The organism is Psychrobacter sp. Pi2-52 (genome assembly GCF_904846705.1).
Taxonomy (GTDB): Bacteria; Pseudomonadota; Gammaproteobacteria; order Pseudomonadales; family Moraxellaceae; genus Psychrobacter.
Genome location: NZ_CAJHBS010000006.1, coordinates 19386 through 37970, shown reverse-complemented (window position 1 = coordinate 37970; position 18585 = coordinate 19386). Strand labels below are relative to the sequence as shown.

General features: G+C 42.9%; 14 protein-coding genes. 4 read left to right on the top strand and 10 right to left on the bottom strand.

Going from position 1 to position 18585, the window contains the following annotated elements:
- Window positions 1-20: 20 nt before the first annotated feature.
- From JMY00_RS05105 to JMY00_RS05095, 3 genes are read right to left on the bottom strand one after another with little or no spacing between them, the layout of a single operon-like run.
- Window positions 21-848: an SDR family NAD(P)-dependent oxidoreductase gene (locus JMY00_RS05105; RefSeq protein ID WP_201579354.1), complete on the bottom strand. Its 828-nt coding sequence runs from the start codon at window positions 846-848 to the stop codon at window positions 21-23.
- Window positions 845-2038 carry a patatin-like phospholipase family protein gene (locus JMY00_RS05100; protein WP_201579353.1) on the bottom strand — a complete coding sequence of 398 codons (1194 nt, stop codon included), beginning with the start codon at window positions 2036-2038 and terminating at the stop codon, window positions 845-847. The genes JMY00_RS05105 and JMY00_RS05100 overlap by 4 nt, the downstream gene beginning before the upstream one ends.
- Before the next feature lie 3 nt (window positions 2039-2041).
- Window positions 2042-4750, bottom strand: coding sequence for an alpha/beta fold hydrolase (locus JMY00_RS05095; protein ID WP_201579352.1), 2709 nt, complete (start codon window positions 4748-4750; stop codon window positions 2042-2044).
- A 264-nt stretch (window positions 4751-5014) separates the two neighbouring features.
- Here JMY00_RS05095 and JMY00_RS05090 point away from each other — a divergent pair, with 264 nt between their 5' ends.
- Entirely contained in the window at window positions 5015-5926 is a 912-nt protein-coding gene (locus JMY00_RS05090; RefSeq protein ID WP_102092960.1) for a lysine exporter LysO family protein, read from the top strand.
- Between the two features lies 1 nt (window position 5927).
- On the opposite strand, the gene JMY00_RS05085 is transcribed toward JMY00_RS05090, so the two are convergent.
- The 3 genes from JMY00_RS05085 to JMY00_RS05075 all read right to left on the bottom strand — a co-directional run bounded on the left by JMY00_RS05085 (window position 5928) and on the right by JMY00_RS05075 (window position 9976).
- Complete coding sequence (locus JMY00_RS05085; protein ID WP_201579351.1) at window positions 5928-7160, bottom strand: PIN domain-containing protein; 1233 nt, start codon at window positions 7158-7160, stop codon at window positions 5928-5930.
- Between the two features lie 37 nt (window positions 7161-7197).
- Window positions 7198-8481, bottom strand: coding sequence for an FAD-dependent monooxygenase (locus JMY00_RS05080; RefSeq protein ID WP_201579350.1), 1284 nt, complete (start codon window positions 8479-8481; stop codon window positions 7198-7200).
- 166 nt (window positions 8482-8647) lie between these two features.
- Entirely contained in the window at window positions 8648-9976 is a 1329-nt protein-coding gene (locus tag JMY00_RS05075) for a UbiH/UbiF/VisC/COQ6 family ubiquinone biosynthesis hydroxylase (protein ID WP_201579349.1), read from the bottom strand.
- Between the two features lie 600 nt (window positions 9977-10576).
- Between JMY00_RS05075 and JMY00_RS05070 the strand changes: the two genes are divergently transcribed.
- Both JMY00_RS05070 and ybeY read left to right on the top strand, forming a co-directional pair.
- Complete coding sequence (locus JMY00_RS05070) at window positions 10577-11680, top strand: PhoH family protein (RefSeq protein ID WP_179798643.1); 1104 nt, start codon at window positions 10577-10579, stop codon at window positions 11678-11680.
- 314 nt (window positions 11681-11994) lie between these two features.
- Entirely contained in the window at window positions 11995-12594 is a 600-nt protein-coding gene (gene ybeY / locus JMY00_RS05065; RefSeq protein ID WP_201579348.1) for an rRNA maturation RNase YbeY, read from the top strand.
- Window positions 12595-12643: 49 nt separating this feature from the next.
- Here ybeY and JMY00_RS05060 read toward each other — a convergent pair whose 3' ends face one another.
- Both JMY00_RS05060 and JMY00_RS05055 read right to left on the bottom strand, forming a co-directional pair.
- The gene (locus JMY00_RS05060; protein WP_101206253.1) at window positions 12644-13519 is read right to left on the bottom strand and encodes a mechanosensitive ion channel domain-containing protein; all 876 of its coding nucleotides are present in this window, start codon (window positions 13517-13519) and stop codon (window positions 12644-12646) included.
- A 205-nt stretch (window positions 13520-13724) separates the two neighbouring features.
- Window positions 13725-14612, bottom strand: a complete 888-nt coding sequence (locus JMY00_RS05055; protein WP_201579347.1) for a TonB family protein — start codon at window positions 14610-14612, stop codon at window positions 13725-13727.
- 581 nt (window positions 14613-15193) lie between these two features.
- Here JMY00_RS05055 and JMY00_RS05050 point away from each other — a divergent pair.
- Complete coding sequence (locus JMY00_RS05050) at window positions 15194-15973, top strand: hypothetical protein (RefSeq protein ID WP_240990659.1); 780 nt, start codon at window positions 15194-15196, stop codon at window positions 15971-15973.
- Between the two features lie 108 nt (window positions 15974-16081).
- Here JMY00_RS05050 and JMY00_RS05045 read toward each other — a convergent pair whose 3' ends face one another.
- Window positions 16082-16909 (bottom strand): ferredoxin--NADP reductase, encoded by an 828-nt coding sequence (locus JMY00_RS05045; RefSeq protein ID WP_201579345.1) that lies wholly within the window; start codon window positions 16907-16909, stop codon window positions 16082-16084.
- A gap of 194 nt (window positions 16910-17103) precedes the next feature.
- The gene (locus JMY00_RS05040; protein WP_201579344.1) at window positions 17104-18582 is read right to left on the bottom strand and encodes an NADH-quinone oxidoreductase subunit N; all 1479 of its coding nucleotides are present in this window, start codon (window positions 18580-18582) and stop codon (window positions 17104-17106) included.
- Window positions 18583-18585 lie beyond the last annotated feature (3 nt).

Below are 18585 nucleotides of genomic sequence, written 5' to 3'. Positions count from 1 at the left end.
TGAGAATATTGATAGACATACTATCTGGCTTTATCTAGTTTACTGCGCAATATCCAATTGAGCACAGGCTTAGGCAAATGATTTAAGGCACTCGTAATATAGCGCATCGAGCGTGGAAATATCGCTAGTTCTACATCATCGTTAATCGTTTGCATAATACGAACAACAGCTGCTTGCGTGCTCATGATAAATGGCTTATGGCTAGCATCGCCATCGTTTAAATCACGTAGTGCTTGAGTATTGATATAGCCTGAAGCAATACAGTTCACTTGGATGTTGTAAGGCGCAAGTGCTGCTCGATAAGCGCTAGCCGTAGCAATCATTGCACGTTTGCTTTTTGCATAAAGGCTAGCATAAGGATAATCCATCGTACCTGCGATAGAGGCAATACAGATGAGGCTAGTTCTGTCACTTCCAGTCAAATCCAACGCCTGATGTGATTGTTTTAACTGCTGCTTTAACTGATCACTTGCCCATCTAAAAACCTGCTCAAATGCCTGTAAATTAATTGCTAGCATTTGGTCGCTATCTGCTTGATTTAAGTGATGGATACGCTCATTGGTATAGCTACCAGCACTATAGATCAGCCTTTGAAATGGAATACCTGACAAATTGTCTAATAACGTTTGCGTTTGATTTGGTTCAGTTAAATCACACACATAAGTTACGATAGCAGGATGCTGGCTATTGATATCGGCTATCTTTGCTGCGCTACTACCAACAACGCTCACCTGCCAGCCAAGCGTCTGATGATGCAACGCCAATGCTAAGCCAAGGCCACTCGTACCACCAACGATAATGATATGCGGCGCATAGTTTTTAGTGGTGTCTTCTACGAGAGTCTTCATAAGTTATGTTGCTGTATATAGTTGACCGTACGCTGATAGCCATATTGCCATTGCGCCTGCATTTGCTGCACAAAACCGTCATAGTCGCTGTGTATTAGCTCAACAGTCATTTGCTTTAGGTTAAACCGCTTTTGCACATTTTGACCTGCTAACTGCTGTTCATTATCGGCAAATGGTAACCAATGTAGCTGACGGTTTTTATTAATGGTTTCAGTGAGCGCCGACACACTGACTGGTTGATAACCGTGTACTGCTGCCAATCGCCTATTAGGATCAAAACCAAAAACACGCTGAATCGCGGGAGCAGCTAGCCATGCGTCATAACCTGCCTTAGTCTCTGCAAATACGCTGTCGCCCAACTGACAGGCTAGCTCAATCGGTGTCAGATTGATCACACCTCCCAAGCACCAGCCAAGCTCTGTGATATGTGTTGGCGGTAGATAGTACATGTCAGCCATAGAAGCGCGGATCACTGGGGCAAAATCCCATTGCGTCTGCACCTTTACAGAAGGGTGTATGCGTCCGTTTGCGAATGTGTGCGCAGGTGATGTCATTTGCCCGTCGGCCAGACCTGATGCGAAATTTGGTAAATTTGCTAAGCACGGCGGCGCAAATAACAACTCTTGCAGTGTGGTTTTTTCATTATATAAGCCATCAGTAGATGCTTGATACAATCGACTGGCAATGATAGCTATCTCTGGCGTTGTTTTATCAGCAGCGCTACCACTATCACTAGCAGCAAACCTCGACAGCTCATCTAGCCAGTACTGCTCGTTATCAATACGAAACATTGCCAACTGCTGTAGCTCATTTAACAGTCGCTCGTAGCTGTCTGCTTGCCGTTGGCCTTGTCCGTTATCCTTTTGCTTTGATAACCGCCAACGTTTGAGTGCATGGGTCATATAACGCAGCTTTAGACGTTTATTGGCTTCATCTGGCGCGACATGTCTGATGGCAGTGATGACACGATACAACTCACGACTACACATCAGCGCTTGCAAATCCTTGGGGTCAGGCGCAAGTTGTACTAAGTAAGCAGACAAACTACCACCGCAAGTACCGACGATAATATCTGGCGCTAAATCATGAGACACTAAGGCTGCATAACTGCCCAAATAGTAACCGAAACGTGACCCTCCCCCTGAAAACAGCTGAACACGTTCATAAGGTTTAACCTGCTCATTGTTCATCTATCACTCATCATCAGTTTGTGCAGTTTTAATCGCTAATGACACGGTAAAAATACCAAAGCGATCGATACGCATCGTGACTTTCTTAAAGCCTGCACGCTCAACCAGTTGATCCATCTCCGCTTGCGAGCGACAGCGCATCACCCAACTGCTACCGCGGTGATTGTTCAATGTTTTACTGATAAACTCCTGCTCAGGGTGCCAAGGTTGGTTGGTATAAATCAGATAACCGCCCGATTTTAAACTATCATGAATACCTGCCAAAGCTGTCGCTGGTAGCGCATTATCAGAGAATAATTCAAATAACCCTGAAGCAATAGCAAGATCTGATTTTTTAGTATCGGTACTAGTATCATTCGTATGTGCATTGATATAACTGGAAGGATCAAAGGCATCCTTCTGACTGGTCACTACTCGATCAGCAATCACTAACTGCTGTGCTTTTGCTTGCAGTGCCTGAATATTATGCATCTCATAATCACGCAATTCAGCATACAAATCTGTAAATTCTGTCAGCAGATCAAACGCATAAAAACCATGCCCACTAGCGATATCTAATAATTTCGGTTGATATGGCTCAGCGTTTTTTTGCTTGGTAGTCCTAATGTCGGCTAATGCTTCACGTGCCAACTCCAATATATGCTCACGGCGAATACGAATACCTTGCCAGCCGATATTGTTTAAATAAAACTTATCGACCGCCTGTCCAAACTTATTCTGACCGCTGGGTTTATTATAATAGACATGATCTAGCGAATGACCTGAATCAAATCCATGCTCCAGCCCTGTGGCAATCGCATCGCTAACATGACCGAACTTTTGCATCGCAAAACGGGTAATTGCAAAGTTTGGATTGAATGGTTTAATCGCCAAACGATCCACTTTATCCTTACTAGCACTGTTTAAGTGAGCGGTACTCAAATCAGGTGCTTGGACTGGTGCGTTAAATACTTGCTCAGCAAACTCAATACAGTCCGCGAATACATCGGTTTTATTGGTCTCATGAAAGATTGCATGATAGCTGTCTGGATACAACTGCCAGCGTTTGATCGGTGTGTTAATCGCTTCATAAAACGTGCGCTCAGCCTGCTTATCGACCACATAATCCTTGCCCGCACACAAGACGAACGTCGGTACGGTAATGGCACCTGCATCATCAAGTAAACGCTGACCCGTTGCATGAGTGTCGATGAGTAAGTCGGTCGAGATACTGTTGGAGATTAACGGATCAGCATTGTAGGCTTGCTGCGCGTCTTTATCATGGGTCAGTACTTGTGCTTTAACGTAGCTGCTGACACGTGACATCAGACCTAGCGTACGCGCCACCTTCAATGACGGTATGGCAAAGGGCAAATACAAGCGAATACTGAGCGCAGGTGTTCCAAGTATCATCCCGCGAATATTAGGCGCATAATCGTGTACCCATGCTGCTGCCAATACCGCGCCGATACTGCTAGCGACAATCAGTGTATCTTCGATAGCAATGCCTGTTTGCCCAATCACCAATTGCACAAAACCCTCTAAATCTCGCTCAAGCTCCGTGACACTCTCTGCATGATCTTTTATACCACCTGAGCGCCCATTACCGCGCGCATCCCAAGCAAATACTTGATAGCCCGCTTTTGCAAACTGCTCTCCCAGCTCTGCCAATCGTCCCGAATGCTCATGCCCTCGGTGCAATAAGATAACTTGGCGCAACGGTTGGTTGGCTTGCTTGATAGCTGATTTTTTCATGTCTTCTAAAGGCATCGTTAGCCAATAGCGATAATAAATAGCCGTGCCATCATAAGCGTTATAACAGCTCTCACCATTGATGATTTTAGATGCGGGCAAGTCAAAACCAACACTGGCCTGTTCTTCGAATTTTTGACTATCAACGGTTGTGGTTGGCATTTCTTTGAACTCCAATGGGCGAGCGTTATCAGTAGAAGTACTTGGTAAAACAACAGTAAGAAATAGTGAGTTGTTTGTTGACTCACCCAGTACGGATCGCAGCTGAGGTGGGTTACGCATTAAGTATAACTCTGTCATATAACGTAGTCGATTGAGACAGGTCTTTAGTAGCATTATCTCTGTTAATATAAATAATTGACTCATTCTGATAGCAGGTAAAGCCACCTGCCCTTTAATACTTACTGGCGCTTTGGCTCTAATGCCCATAAATGCACCAAGCATACCTAATAAGAAGGCACGATCGCTTTTGCCCAAAGGCCCTTGGTTAGCACGAACACCTAACATGGTATTACTAGTAACGCCCAACAGCTCGGTGCCAATACTAAGCGCGATCAGAGCAGTGATATGGTGCTGAGAAGTTGATATATTCGTTGGTAAGTTGGCTATTACCGTTTGCCGTTCTTTGTTATTGATATGAGGGGTCAGAATATGAGGCGCCAGACTCGCTAATAGAGCCGTATCGCCAACCATATCACCTACCTCGTTTAACACGGCTCCTAGCGTTGATGCCTGGCCATGTTCACGGGCCATCATGCCATCGATGGCATTGAGTGCCATACGTACAAACAATGATGATGGTAATAAAAGCCACAGCCGCTGCTGTTCAGCCGCTGGTTTGGCAATGATATAGGCAGTACCGATACTTAATAAAACAGCGGATACTGTCACTTGATTAGCGGTAACATTTTGCTCAACCAGCGCATTACTTATCGGGCGTAGTTGATTTTGAAACTGAGTTTTGAGCTGATATAGCGACATGAGTTTAGCCAAATATTTTCAGTACTTTAATGTAGCAACAAAAGTTTATAAGGTAAAGAATTACCAAGCGCTCAAAAACGTTCAAACATTTTGAAAAAGATATTTATTAACATCATTATAATCGTCCAGTTTTTCCAGTTTAGCCAACAATGAGCGATGATTTACAATGAATCTCAGTGGCTCATATCAATACTATTAACCTTATATGGTACAATCTTCAGCTTCTTAAAAACGCCTTATTAAAAATGCTGCGAGCCCTTTATCATGGAAAGCCTAGTCACCCTTGTTCTGGTATTAATGCCAATGTTTATTGGCTTTGCCATTCCGTCTAACCCTACTATGACAAAATTGGCCGACAAAGGTCTATCATACTTGGTATTTATTATCCTAGCGTTGATCGGTATTGAGCTGTCTCAGGTAGAAGGTCTAGGTAATCAGTTGGGTGAAATTGCCTTATATGTCACTGTATTATCGATACTGACGATTGGTTCAGGTTTATTTGGGCTGATGTTGTTCGATCATCTGCGCCCGTGGCATGCCAAAAAACCAAGCGTAAAATCTAAAGAGCATCGGGTGAGCATTCGAGGTAGCTTGGCGCAAGTGGTTTGTGTGGTGATCGGGATGGTGATTGGCTATTTCTTGCCTGCTGATTATATGCCGCCTGAAAACTCTATGACTGTCATGCTGATGATTTTGATTTTACTGGTCGGTATAGGCTTAAAAGGATCGGGCATCACCTTAAAAGAAGTACTACTGAATAAACGCGGCGTAGAAATGAGTGTCATCTTTACGCTAGCGGTATTGGCGGGTGGGCTTATCTTTGCACTACTATTTACTGATGTGTCATGGACGAAAGGCTTAGCACTATCGTCAGGGTTTGGTTGGTACTCGCTATCAGCGATTGTCATGACCGATGCTTATGGCGCGGTTTGGGGTAGTGTCGCGTTGTTTAATGACTTGGTACGCGAGTTCTTTGCGTTAATCTTTATTCCGGTATTTATGCGCAAATACCCCTCCGCTGCGGTTGGGCTTGGCGGCGCGACCAGTTTAGACTTTACCTTGCCTATCATTCAGCAGTCAGGTGGTCTAAAAGTCGTGCCACTAGCGATTAGCTTTGGCTTTTTGATTAACATTGTCTCGCCAGTACTGATGGTGTTCTTTTCGGCGCTTGGCTAAGCTATATTTTGTAGATCAGCTTATTCGTATTTGATATTACGATTATTTTATTACTAACCATCTGTTTAACTAGCTTATCAATTGCTTTAGTGTCCTCATTACGTAGATAGCTTTTAAGATAGTTTATTAAACTTGACTTTTTGGATGGTCGAGTACCTGCTGGTCTACTTTTTAGCTGTGCTATTGCACGTTGATATGTTGTAGCAGAGTCTTTGCTATTCTTATTATCATCTTGTGAAAGTTTACTCGAATTTCCTTTGATATTATCGAAAGGTGAGTAATAGATAGCTTTATTATCTTGTTTTATTATGTCCTTCTTTTTGAGGTACGTTACAACTAAATCAATTTGATCCTGACTATTTGCTTGGCGATAACTTGCAAGTTTTTGCTTTATCACATTATTCAATCCATCAATTTCTTTTGCCTTACTTCGTAAAACTTGATCAGTGACTAAATCTAATATTCCTTGACTGTCTACTTTATAACTTAGTTTTTCTCCATTTTCATCAAGTCTAATAAGTCCTGCTTTGATAAACTTTCCAAAAACCTGTTCAAAAATATAATCTTGCTCAGTACTATTGAATCTCTCTAGTACTTTCACTGGAACGTACTTCTTTATCGAGTACAATAGGTTGGATTTATAGCTCGGTAAAAAAACCTTACGATTGACAATGCTATCAAAAACCAATACATAACACTCATGTATAACCGATTTGGGAACGCTCTCTTCAAGGCTTTGCGCTAAAGATTTCTTATTGTCCATGGCAACGCTAGTAACGTCATCACACAAAACATGATGACTATCTTCGATGACAAGTTGGCTTTTTTTTATATCTGATGCACTTTCTATGTTTGACTCGTAAGCCACAGTTAGCTGATTAGCATTTTCTAACCGCATGATTTTCATACCATCATAAGCACTATTGAGATGCTCAACCAAGATATCATAACCACTATCTCTTGCTAAAATACAAACATCAGCACTAGGATCAATTTCAGAGATTTTGCCAAGATAAAAAGACAAGTAAAAATCTAGCGCATTCTTCCCTGCATGTTGCATCTTAATAATGTGCACATTTTCATTATCAAACCTGAGCAAGTTTTCAACCAATTCAAGAGGTAAACTCTTCTGCTGATTGATACCCAAAAACAGCCATACATGGCATTCATTCACCTCTACATTATCGAAGCTTTTAGGCTGAATGTTTTCATAATCAATTAAAATATGCTTCATCAAAATATTCTTATCATTTAATAAAAGTTACGATTACTTATACCCCACTCGCCTGCTTAGCAAACAAGCGCATCAATGGTTTTATTTTACTGACTCGGTACATGCCTTCATTACGTATCTGCTGCACAGGACGCACTTGTGCAAGCGACCCTGCAAATAACCAGTTAAGCGCAGAAAAGCTGTGCATCATTAGGCTATTATGCGGACGGCGCGAACGCTCATAATGACGTAGCGTTTGATTACTTCCCCAAAGCGTACCGCCACTACGGGTAAAGTCATGCTTTAGCTGCTCACATAATACTGTCACATCCAGCATACCGAGGTTCAACCCTTGACCCGCCAGCGGATGTACGCCATGAGCTGCATCGCCAATAAGTACCAAGTTATCAGCGACGTAGCTTTTCGCTTGCTGTGCCGCTAATGGAAAACTAGCGATAGACTCAATCTGATTAATCGCACCCAGCTCGTAATTGCTAGCAGCTGCTAACTTATCAGCGATAAATCGATCTTCTTCCTCTATCAATGCCAATGCTTGATTGCGTGGCAATGTCCATACTATTGACTGCCAATGCTGCGGGCTTGCCTTATCAATATCGGTTATATCTGCTAATGGCAATAGTGCCAGTGTGCCCGTCGGTAGCATAGCTTGACGTGCCGTTGCCTGATGCGGTTTCTCAGTCTGAATCGCACAGCAGATGGCAGTTTGATTATAGTCAAGTGTATCTACGCCAATCCCTGCTTGCTGACGGACAAATGAACCGCGCCCATCAGCGCCAACTAATAGACGCGCATCAATCGCTTCGCCATTGTCTAAAGTTACACGGTAGCCTTGCTGCGCCCCTAGCCAATCCATATTGACAACTTTGTGACCAGCGATAAGGGTCAGATAGTCACTGACATCAGCTTCGTGCAAGCGTTGCCATAATGCGTGCTCGATAACAGCAGGCTCAACCATACTACCTAATAATGTAGGCTCATAATTTTTACCACTATTATTCTCGGCGCCAATATCTTCACTTTCGCCAAATAATAACTCACCCATGCCGTTCAGTTGCCACACCTGCATTTGCGAGTAATCAGCCTTACGCTCAGAGCTAGCAATCTTTTGCCAAGCGCCAATGTCATTGAGCAGATTAATACTAGCCATACTAAGTGCATAGACACGTGCATCACGTTTGCTAAGTACATGTTGCCAAGCTGATTCATCACGCTCAGGACGAGCATCAATCAACGTCACTGGCATTTTATCTTGCGCCAGCTTGAGAGCAAGCGTTGCACCAACGATACCGCTACCGATAATCAGCGTATGGTTGTTTTTCATAAGGTGTCTCTCAATATTGTTCAATATTAGAATGCTTATTATCAATCTTAATTACAGTTAGTTGATTCAGTTTAAAAGAGAGACAAGGCAACCAGTGCAGATGTATAGGCAATACTTCAAGCGAGGTTAACGCTGTTACTCTTTTAAAGAGGATTTAACTATAGCGCTATGATTTTAGACCCATCGCATAAGTGGCGACTAGTGGCTTGATATTTGGCAATTTATCAAAGGCCAATAACGCCATGTTTCGTGCCAGCTTAATCGCGGGGTTAGGATGCGTGAAGCCGTGTACTACCGCATCACAAAAACGAATCACTCGCTTCTGGTCGGTTTGACGTGCTTTCTCATAACGCTTTAATAACTGTGCATCACCGATATCTGCGCCTTTAAGTACTTGTGCATTTAGCATTTGTGCCAGCACATGCGCATCTCGCATACAGAGATTGAAGCCTTGCCCTGCTACAGGATGCAGGGTATGAGCCGCATTGCCCATAATGACGCAGCGCCCTTCTACCTGCTTATCCGCTAGTACGCGAGTCAATGGATAGGCGCCGCGGCGACCAGCAGCGGTAAACTTGCCAGCGCGTTGACCGAAAGCTTGCTGTAGCGTCTGCAAGAAATGGGCGTCGTCTTCTAAGTACCTGATTTCTTCACCTGTTGGGCATACCCACACCACAGAGCGCCTGTAACCGTGTTGATACTCATCGTTGCCATCGCCCTCTGGATCGGTCAGTGGGAGCACGGCAAGTGGGCCAGCTGGACTGAAACGCTCAATCGCTGCATGCTCGTGTGGCGTATCTGTCTCTACTACGCCGACGATGGCCGTTTGCTGATAGTCATACATGGTTGTACCGATATCTAGCAATTGTCGTACTGTAGAATCGCGCCCATCACAAGCGACTAATACGCTAGCTTGAAGCTGCTGCTCGTTTTCGGCTTCATCGTTGTAATTAAAGCTAAGTGTCACACTATCGGTCTGCTGCTGGACAGTTGTCACATTGGCATTATCTATCAAGGTAATTAACGGCTCCTGCTGTGCGGCTAATAAAAGCTTACGCCCCAGCCAAGCGTTTTCGATGACTTGCCCAAATGACTCGACCTTTTCCTCTGCTTTATTCAGCTGCGCACGCCCAAAGCTGCCTTGCTCACTAATCTGCACGGTATCGATACGGCAAGCATGACTTTGTAATTCATCCCACAGTCCAATCTCTTGATATATTTGTACCGTGCGCCGTGATAACGCCGTATTGCGACTGTCCAAATAATGGCTACGAGTACTGTCATCCGTTGGACTGATGGTTGGATAGCTGTTTTTTTCTAATAAGGTGCTCGCAATACCGTGATGGGCCAATAGCAATGCAAAAGACAAACCAACATGACCACCACCTGCGATAAGCACTTGCTGGTCGGTTATCGCTTCTTTGTTTTTAGAGATGCTGTCGAACTTTTTAGGTATGCTGCCAGCATTGGATAAATGTGAATCAGTATCTTGCATTGTTATTTTCCTAGTATACTTTTTTGGACAAGCAATTTATTAATGATAGATAGCCGCTCGTCACTGACGTTATTTTATAATTTTTATCATGTCGCTGCTGTTATTAGATGGGTTGCAGCAACCTATGGTATCGCCCATAGATTACCACAAATTGTCTATTATGCCGTGGTCTTAACCGTAGACAAATCGTTTCTTTACTCTCATCATAAACGAGGTTTATATTCATAAAACTCAAAAATCTTAATCTTATTAAAGCACTATCATACGATGGGTAGCGATGAATTATATAAAACTGATAGCAACATCAAATCAATCTATAGAAAATCGCTGTAACAGTTGCAATCCGCATACAAAAACAGCGTTATCTATCTGATGTATGGCTTGAAATTTAAAAATTCTCTACCATAATGAAGGCAAGACTTTTCATTACTTTCATTTACGACTTTCCACAAAAACAACAATAATATCGCCGTCATTTTTATCATCTACAATCTTTGTATCACCTAAACACTGTAACGCCACTAACTATTTTATCTCTGCAACCCGTCACGCAATTAAAACCAAATCATAGCGTCGGGTACACAATAAAAGGATAATCGCTTGACTGATTCCATGAGCCGCCGTATAAAGTTTGAATCATTGACCCCAGCACAGCTAAAAACCGTGCTTGGCGAATACAACAATCACATGAAATATATCCAAGAACGCCTCGATATTAAAATCATGCAACGCCAAGGTGATTTTTGCCTGAGTGGCGATGTGACCAATGTCGAACGCGGTGAACGTATTATCTACAAAATGGTAGATGAAGCGCAGAACACCAAAGACATCAGTGCAGAAGAGCTGCACCTTATCATCCAATCTAGTCTCTCTCGTGATGAAGACATCGAAGAAGACGAGCAAGATCACGATGACATGGAATATGATGAAGACTTGGATGAGGCTAGCGAGTTTACGCCCATCAGTTTACGTACACGTAAGGGTCGCATCGTTCCGCGTGGGGGCAATCAACAGCGTTACGTAAAAAACGTCCTGAGCTCTGATGTGTCATTTGGTATTGGGCCAGCTGGTACGGGTAAAACGTATCTAGCAGTAGCATGTGCCGTCGATATGCTTGAGCGTAATGAGATTGAGCGTATTTTGCTAGTGCGTCCAGCGGTAGAAGCTGGCGAAAAACTGGGCTTCTTGCCAGGTGATTTGACCCAAAAAATCGATCCGTACTTACGGCCGCTATATGATGCACTATATGAGATGATAGGCTTTGAGAAAGTCGGTAAAATGATTGAGCGTCAGATTATCGAAGTGGCACCGCTGGCTTATATGCGCGGTCGTACTTTAAATAACTCATTTGTCATTCTAGATGAAGCGCAAAACACCACGCCTGAACAGATGAAAATGTTTTTGACCCGCTTGGGCTTTGGCTCACGTGCCGTCATCACTGGGGATATTACTCAGGTGGATTTGCCACGTGGTCATAAGTCAGGCTTGGCACAAGCAATGGATATTCTAAAGGATATCGAAGAGATTCATATCACAAAGTTTGATTCAAAAGACGTCGTACGACATCAATTGGTACAACAAATTGTTGAAGCCTATGACGTATTTGATGAAGAGCAAATGGCTTTAGAAGAAAAACGTAAGTTTGAACGTATTAAAGAACAAGAGCGTAGACAAGCCGTCGCTAATGCAGCAGCCAATCTGTAATAATCAAGCTAATTATTGAATTACAATCATTTGCTATAAGCATTTATCTTGCATAAGAAAACCGGATTACTCAAAGTAGTCCGGTTTTTTCTTACCGACAGTTTATTGAATTTAGCTCTTTCGCTACTAGTCGCCCACCAGTAACTTAGCTATAGTAGCCTTTATACATTCTATACATTGGCCTCTATTTATTAGCCAAAAATTTAGCGATAAGATAAACAGTGATTGAACTACTTTTATAGTAAAAAACTGGCAAATAAATCACCTAGACGATGCAGCATTAGAAACACATTTATAATAAAAAGGACAGCAATATGAGCCAACCTGACAATACTAATTTTGACGACAAGATCGCTAGCAATCATGCCAGCTTAGCAGCCCTTGATATCAGTGCGACCGACAGTATTGATGATGAAATATTAGATACTTTTTATAATCGCGAGCATTTATTATCAGTCATGATGGCGACTTTGGATTATATAGACGGTCGTATTAATAATGGTCTGACCCTACCCTATTTTGCAGATATCGATCCTGAGCTGTGGCAGGAAAAGTCTAAAACATTGGATATATATATCACTGATGACGTCGAAGGTCGTGCGTTGAATCTAGAAGCACGCGGCAAGGACTATGCGACCAATATTTTGTCTTATCCAAGCGAATTACCTGCTGCAGTCATTGAGCTGATGCCAACACTGCCTCTTGGAGAACTGATTATCTGTCATGAAGTGATGGTACGTGAAGCGGCTGAACAGGACAAAACAGTGGCGCAGCACATCAGCCATTTGCTAGTGCATGGCGTGCTACACCTACTAGGTTTTGATCATGAACTCGGACAAGCTGAGCAAGATGAGATGGAGTACTTTGAAATTGAGATTTTGGCAGGCCTAAACCTACCAAATCCTTATGTCTAAACTAGCACTGCTTTATTAAACAGTCTTTTAACTATTAAGCAGCTACTCATTAATCTTTAGTTAATGGCAACTTTTGCGCTTGACCCATCTGATTAATCATATGGTCTAAGCCTTTAACATGGACACTGCGCTGCGGGAATGGAATCTCAATCTTCTCATCATCTAGAGCTTGCTTGAATTGCTCTAGTAGCTCGCATTGCATCGACCACCAGTCGGCATTGGTTGTCCAGACATTTAGGGTAAGATCTACTGAATTATCGCCTAGATTGGTCACTCGTACGATAGGTTCAGGATCAGTAAAAGCCAATGGGTTATTTCTTGCCAGACTTAGCATCACGTCTTTAGCCGTTTTAATATCAGCATCATAGCCAATACCGACGGTGATATCGACGCGGCGATTGGGTAGCGCTGTATAATTGACCACAGGTGAAGTCGTGATATCGCTATTAGGAATGATGATATCGTGATTGTTAATGGTCGTCAGATGGGTATTAACCAAGGTAATCTCAGTCACCGTACCTGTGTAGCTACTAATCTGTACATAATCACCGCGTACAAACGGGCGAAACGTCACAATCATAATACCAGCGGCAAAATTTGATAGCTGGTCTTTTAGTGACAAACCAACGGCAACAGCGGCACCACCTAAGATTGCGACGACCGAAGTAGTCTGTACACCGACTTTGCTAAGTGCAGCTAAAATCACTACGACCAGTAGCACGCCATACAATAGACGACTTAAAAAACTAGCAACTGTCTCGTCCAGATGGCTACGCGTCATCAAGCGATCGGAAAAAGCGACTGCTTTTTTGGCAAGCCAACGTCCAACGATAAATATAAGTATTGCTAAAGCGACTTTAATGACCAACTCTAGGGCATTGCTCGTTAAGGTAGCGACATCTACGGTAAAACCTAAAAATTCCATACTGACTCTTTATTTTATAGCTGTGTGTTATGAACTTGGATATCTGTGATTATAAAAAATAGTGCGTTAAGCGTTATTCTTAACAGTTGTGTTTTCAGTGACATTTTTTCAGTAACTTTAATTTCAGTAACTTTAATTTCAGTAGCTTTTTTCTTAGTGCTTGTCTTCTTAGCACCTATCTTCTTAGTGCATGAATACATTAACCTTAGTACGTTACTTCGACTGTATCACTATAGCGGTAAGTACGTATCAAGCGCAGCTCAACGATATCGCTCATGTCTTCGGTGAACTTACCAAAGGGTGCTGCTTGTCGTACCGACTGCTTGGCCGCTTCATCCAATATCGTAGAGTTTGAGCTTTCAAGCAAACGAATGGCCTTGATATTGCCGTCGTTACTGATGATAACCATTAGCCGTACTTCGCCCGTAATGCCTTGAGCACGCGCTTGTACAGGATAATGCAAGTTGCCCACTCGCTCGACATGCTCACGGAATGTATTGATATAATCGGCTGCCGCACCCCGTGTGGTCGAATTACTATCCATCGTCACGACTTTGGATTTGGTTGCGTAGACCTGCTGACGCTGAGATAGCTGAGCTTCTAAGGTGGCAATCTGCTTACGTAGCCGCTCTTCTTGCGCCATTGCATCATCTTGCGCTTGCTCGCTGTCATTATCCGACTCTACAGTGGCCTGACGCCAACTTAACGTCGTACGCAGATAACTCTCTTGATAACGCTGCTGACGTACTTTACGCTGTAAATTAACGATATCTTGAGTCTCACTCATTTGCTCAGCAGACATTGCACTTAACTGATTGTTCTCTTGTCTGAGCTGCTCTTCTATTGTACCGCCGCCCTCTTGTGAAGCGTTGGCAATAAAGTGCACATCTTCATTGGGCTGCATGTTATCGGTCAGCACCTTTGCCACATCTTGCATCATAGCAGCTGGGTCTTTTCCTATAGAAAAGCTAATCCCAAAAATAATCAGCACATGAACAGCCACCGCAATGCCAATAGCGACAGGCAAGCTTATATCGCGCTTGGGCGCTTGCGCCGAAAAATGATAGCTCTGTGAGTCTTTTATATAGGCCACAATGAATCTCAGCTTGTGAGCACATCAGTACAAAGCACTATTTAACAAGTGTTGTAACGATGGGCATGATTTATACTGGCGCTATCATAACATGACATAGAATTATGTCGCCAGTATAAGCACTGAGACGACATTTTGACATCTGCCATGCAGTATTGGTAACCTTATCCGCTGATTGAAAAACATGCATTTGAGAATCCATGGGACAGATGAAACACTGTCTATACCAAATGAATTGCTATAAAACGCATGTGTTCATTTTGAAGCCACTGTATTTGTTATATACTGCTTTAGCATAATAGCATTAGTAGCACGATACTTTGCAACAATCAAAACTGTGCATCGTGTTGATTAGGCACGGCAGATGATTAAGCAGCACAGTAAATGTAGATTCACTATGCACCAGTATCAGAGGTCAGTTTTTCGCTTTTGCTACCTATCAGTATAAAAATTACTAATGGTCGTAGATATTTAGAAATTATAGATGATTAGCTTTCGTTCAAATTAACGATAGCATGCAAAGTTTGTTTAGCCATTTTTACGTCACCGATTGAATGACGCGCCCTATAAGGATAATAAGTTTGAGTGACTTTGATAACGTGAATAATTCAGACAATTTTGATGAGTTCTTCGAGAGTATTGGCTATCGTTTTGACGAGTCATTCGGCAGTGGTTGGGAGCGTATCGCCCAATCGGTTAAAGATATCTATAATAAGACGACGGACAAGTTCGAAGATGAGTTGTCATTGCCAGTGGCACAGACTTACGTTAATGATGCACTACAAAAATTCGTCACCGACAATGTAAAAGCCATTTTAGAGCTACGTGTCGAGATGCATGAGGATTGGTTTCGTTTGTACTGCACTGTCAATGCAGGCGGAATCTATGCCGAGGTAGCAAGTAACTTTAGCCTAGTTCACGTTCAGCTCGATCGCAATGTGCAGCGCTTTGTGTTTGGTCAGCAAACTTATACCGATATATTAAATCTGCGCTGCGAGTCTTTCATGAAACGCCAAGGCGTCAAACTTGCGATTTGGTTTTATCATAGCGTCCTCAAAAAAGACCCTTTGGGATTTATTCTGTCGTACGTCAATATTGCTCGCGCAAAAGACGAAGTGATTTATCTCGATATCCATCGTTGGTTAAAAAACAATAAGAAAATCATGAGTACTTTGCACAAGGTACAGATAAATTATGGCGAGCTAGAAGAAGAGCAAATGATTTTGAAGGCTCAAATCAACTATCGTGATTTACTGGCGGCCAGCAGTAACGAAGATATCATCGGTGATGATGATGATCCTGAATTGATGCAAGGCCCTATTAACCCTGTAGACGATGCGACTGAACCAAGCCAAGAGTAAGTCGCTAATGTTTCATCCCATAAGACAACGTTTTATCCCATAAGAAAACGCTGCATCTTAGAGGTTATTGGCCTTATAGATGCAGCGTTTTCTTATTAAAGTCGAGAACTACCAGTAGTTCTCTACGGCAATATTACCCTCACCGCGGCGATTCATTACCAGTCCCAATGTCTTTAACGCCTCTTTAGTATCTTCTACCATATCTGGATTACCGCATAGCATGACATGCGTAGTATCGATATCTAATGCGATACCCGCACGCTCTTGCAACGTGCCCTCTAGCAGTAGCTTTGGCAGACGCTCTGACAATGCACCTTCGACAGGCTCACGAGTGACGATTGGGATAAAGATAAGCTTTGCTGGATTATCAACCAGCGTGCCGAAGTCTTCTTGTAGGCTCTCTATTTTTTCAACGTAAGCAAGTTCATCGAGCGAACGTGCGCTATAAGCCAATACAATGTGCTCGTAATCTTCCCATGTCTTTAAATCTTGCAGCATCGATAAGAATGGTGCTAAACCAGTCCCTGTTGCTAGCAGCCATAAGTCTTTTGGTAATGGTTTTTGGTAACGTGCTAATGTCAAAAACCCAAATGGCATGGTATTAAGCAGCAGTTCATCACCCACTTGTAAATGCTGCAATTGCGAGGTAAATGCACCGTCAGGAATTACGATAGAGAAAAACTCTATTACCTCATCAAATGGTGAAGAGACAATCGAATACGCGCGAAAAACATCTTCATTCAATGCACTATCAGCAGTTTCATCACCTGCCTCAATCTGTTGATAATATTTTAATTGACTAGGATTGACACCTAAACGTACAAACTGCCCCGCTGTAAACTTAAAACTATCAGGACGGCTGACGGTAAAGCTAAATAAATTTGGCGTCCACGTGGTTTTGCTGAGCACCGTTACGGTTTGAATATTATCACTCATAATTATTCGTCACTTATACTTTATTAAACTGTATTTTTATAAGATACCTTTGATAGGTAAAAGAAGATAAATACCAAAAAGGTAAGCATAAAAAAAGATGCGCCAAGCTTATCATAAAGCTGGCGCATCTTGGTTCTTTAACCGTAACAACAGATAGATCGCAGCGACTTATCTGTTGTATTAACTCAGCGACATTACCAAATGCGAGCCAAACTTGCCCACTCAATCATACTATTTGGCAAGATACCAAAGAATAGAATAATCGCCGTCACAGCAATGACCATGATACCACCGGTACGAATACCCCATTGCCCAGACACGTCAAACTCGATGAACTGCTTAGGACGTTTGAACAGCGTGAGTAACACACGTAAGTAGTAGAATAGACCAATCGCACTGCCCAAGATAATCATCGCAGCCAAGAACCAGTTGGTGCCTTGTACCGCAGCTAAGATAGCAAATAGCTTAGTGATAAAGCCTGCCGTCAACGGAATACCAGCCAATGACAACATCATGATAGTCATGACAGCTGTCAATAATGGACGACGCCAGAATAGCCCTTGATAATGCGTCAACTCATCAGCTTCACCAGATAAGCGATACGGACTCGACATCAACGTCACTACACCAAAGGCACCGATAGAGGTAAAGGCATAAACCGCCATATACATACTAGAGATACTATCAGCGGCCGAGCCAATGCTGACAATCACGATCATCACATAACCCATATGGGCAATAGATGAGTAACCGAGTAGACGCTTAAGGCTAGTTTGACGTACTGCCAATAAGTTACCTACCAAGATAGATAAAGTGGCCATTACCATCAATAGCATCTGCACTGATGGCAATGCCAGCAAAGCAGTATCGATTAAGAAACGCACGGCCAGTGCCATCATCGCCACTTTTGATACTGATGCTAAAAAGGTAGCGATAGGCGCTGGTGCACCTTCGTAAACATCTGGCGTCCACATATGGAAAGGAGCAGCTGAGAGTTTAAAGGCGATACCAAACATCATCATTGCCGCGCCCAATATCAGTAGTGGCGACTCAAAGATATTGCCCAGTACCATACTGATTGGCTTAAATGCTAGTGAGCCTACTTCTGCATAGATAAAGGCCATACCCATCAGCAACGTCGCTGATGCAGTCGCCGACAATACCAAATACTTCAATCCCGACTCAAGCGACTGGTTGCGCTTGTAAGTATAAGCGAGCAAACCATATAACGGTACTGACAGCATCTCTAAGCTCATAAAGAATGACGCCATATGCTGCGCGCTTACCATTAGTAATGCACCAATGGTCGATAGCAGCATGAGCAAATACAGCTCTTCTTTATTGTCTTTGAGATTGGCCAGATACGCATAAGACAGCGTACAACAAGCCAAGGCACAGATAAAAATCACCACCATATTAAACTGAGCAAAGTTATCTATAACAAATAGTTGCTCAGCGTTTGGCGCGATAGATCCGCTGTCAATCACACCGATCATCTGCCCGATAAGGGTAAATAGACCAATGTTTAAGCCTGCCACTGTAATCGTACCAGTGACCATATGCGAGCGTTTAAAGGTAATCGCGATCATAACCGTCAATACCGTAATCACTACGGCGATAATCGGCGCGTAAGGCAACAATCCTATCAAATCATTCATCTTAATATCATTCATGAC

Bases quoted from the DNA above. Each gene is read 5' to 3' on its own strand.
- JMY00_RS05105 (WP_201579354.1), bottom strand. From the start codon at position 848: ATGAAGACTCTCGTAGAAGACACCACTAAAAACTATGCGCCGCATATC.
- JMY00_RS05100 (WP_201579353.1), bottom strand. From the start codon at position 2,038: ATGAACAATGAGCAGGTTAAACCTTATGAACGTGTTCAGCTGTTTTCA.
- JMY00_RS05095 (WP_201579352.1), bottom strand. From the start codon at position 4,750: ATGTCGCTATATCAGCTCAAAACTCAGTTTCAAAATCAACTACGCCCG.
- JMY00_RS05090 (WP_102092960.1), top strand. From the start codon at position 5,015: ATGGAAAGCCTAGTCACCCTTGTTCTGGTATTAATGCCAATGTTTATT.
- JMY00_RS05085 (WP_201579351.1), bottom strand. From the start codon at position 7,160: ATGAAGCATATTTTAATTGATTATGAAAACATTCAGCCTAAAAGCTTC.
- JMY00_RS05080 (WP_201579350.1), bottom strand. From the start codon at position 8,481: ATGAAAAACAACCATACGCTGATTATCGGTAGCGGTATCGTTGGTGCA.
- JMY00_RS05075 (WP_201579349.1), bottom strand. From the start codon at position 9,976: ATGCAAGATACTGATTCACATTTATCCAATGCTGGCAGCATACCTAAA.
- ybeY (WP_201579348.1), top strand. From the start codon at position 11,995: ATGAGCCAACCTGACAATACTAATTTTGACGACAAGATCGCTAGCAAT.
- JMY00_RS05060 (WP_101206253.1), bottom strand. From the start codon at position 13,519: ATGGAATTTTTAGGTTTTACCGTAGATGTCGCTACCTTAACGAGCAAT.
- JMY00_RS05045 (WP_201579345.1), bottom strand. From the start codon at position 16,909: ATGAGTGATAATATTCAAACCGTAACGGTGCTCAGCAAAACCACGTGG.
- JMY00_RS05040 (WP_201579344.1), bottom strand. From the start codon at position 18,582: ATGAATGATATTAAGATGAATGATTTGATAGGATTGTTGCCTTACGCG.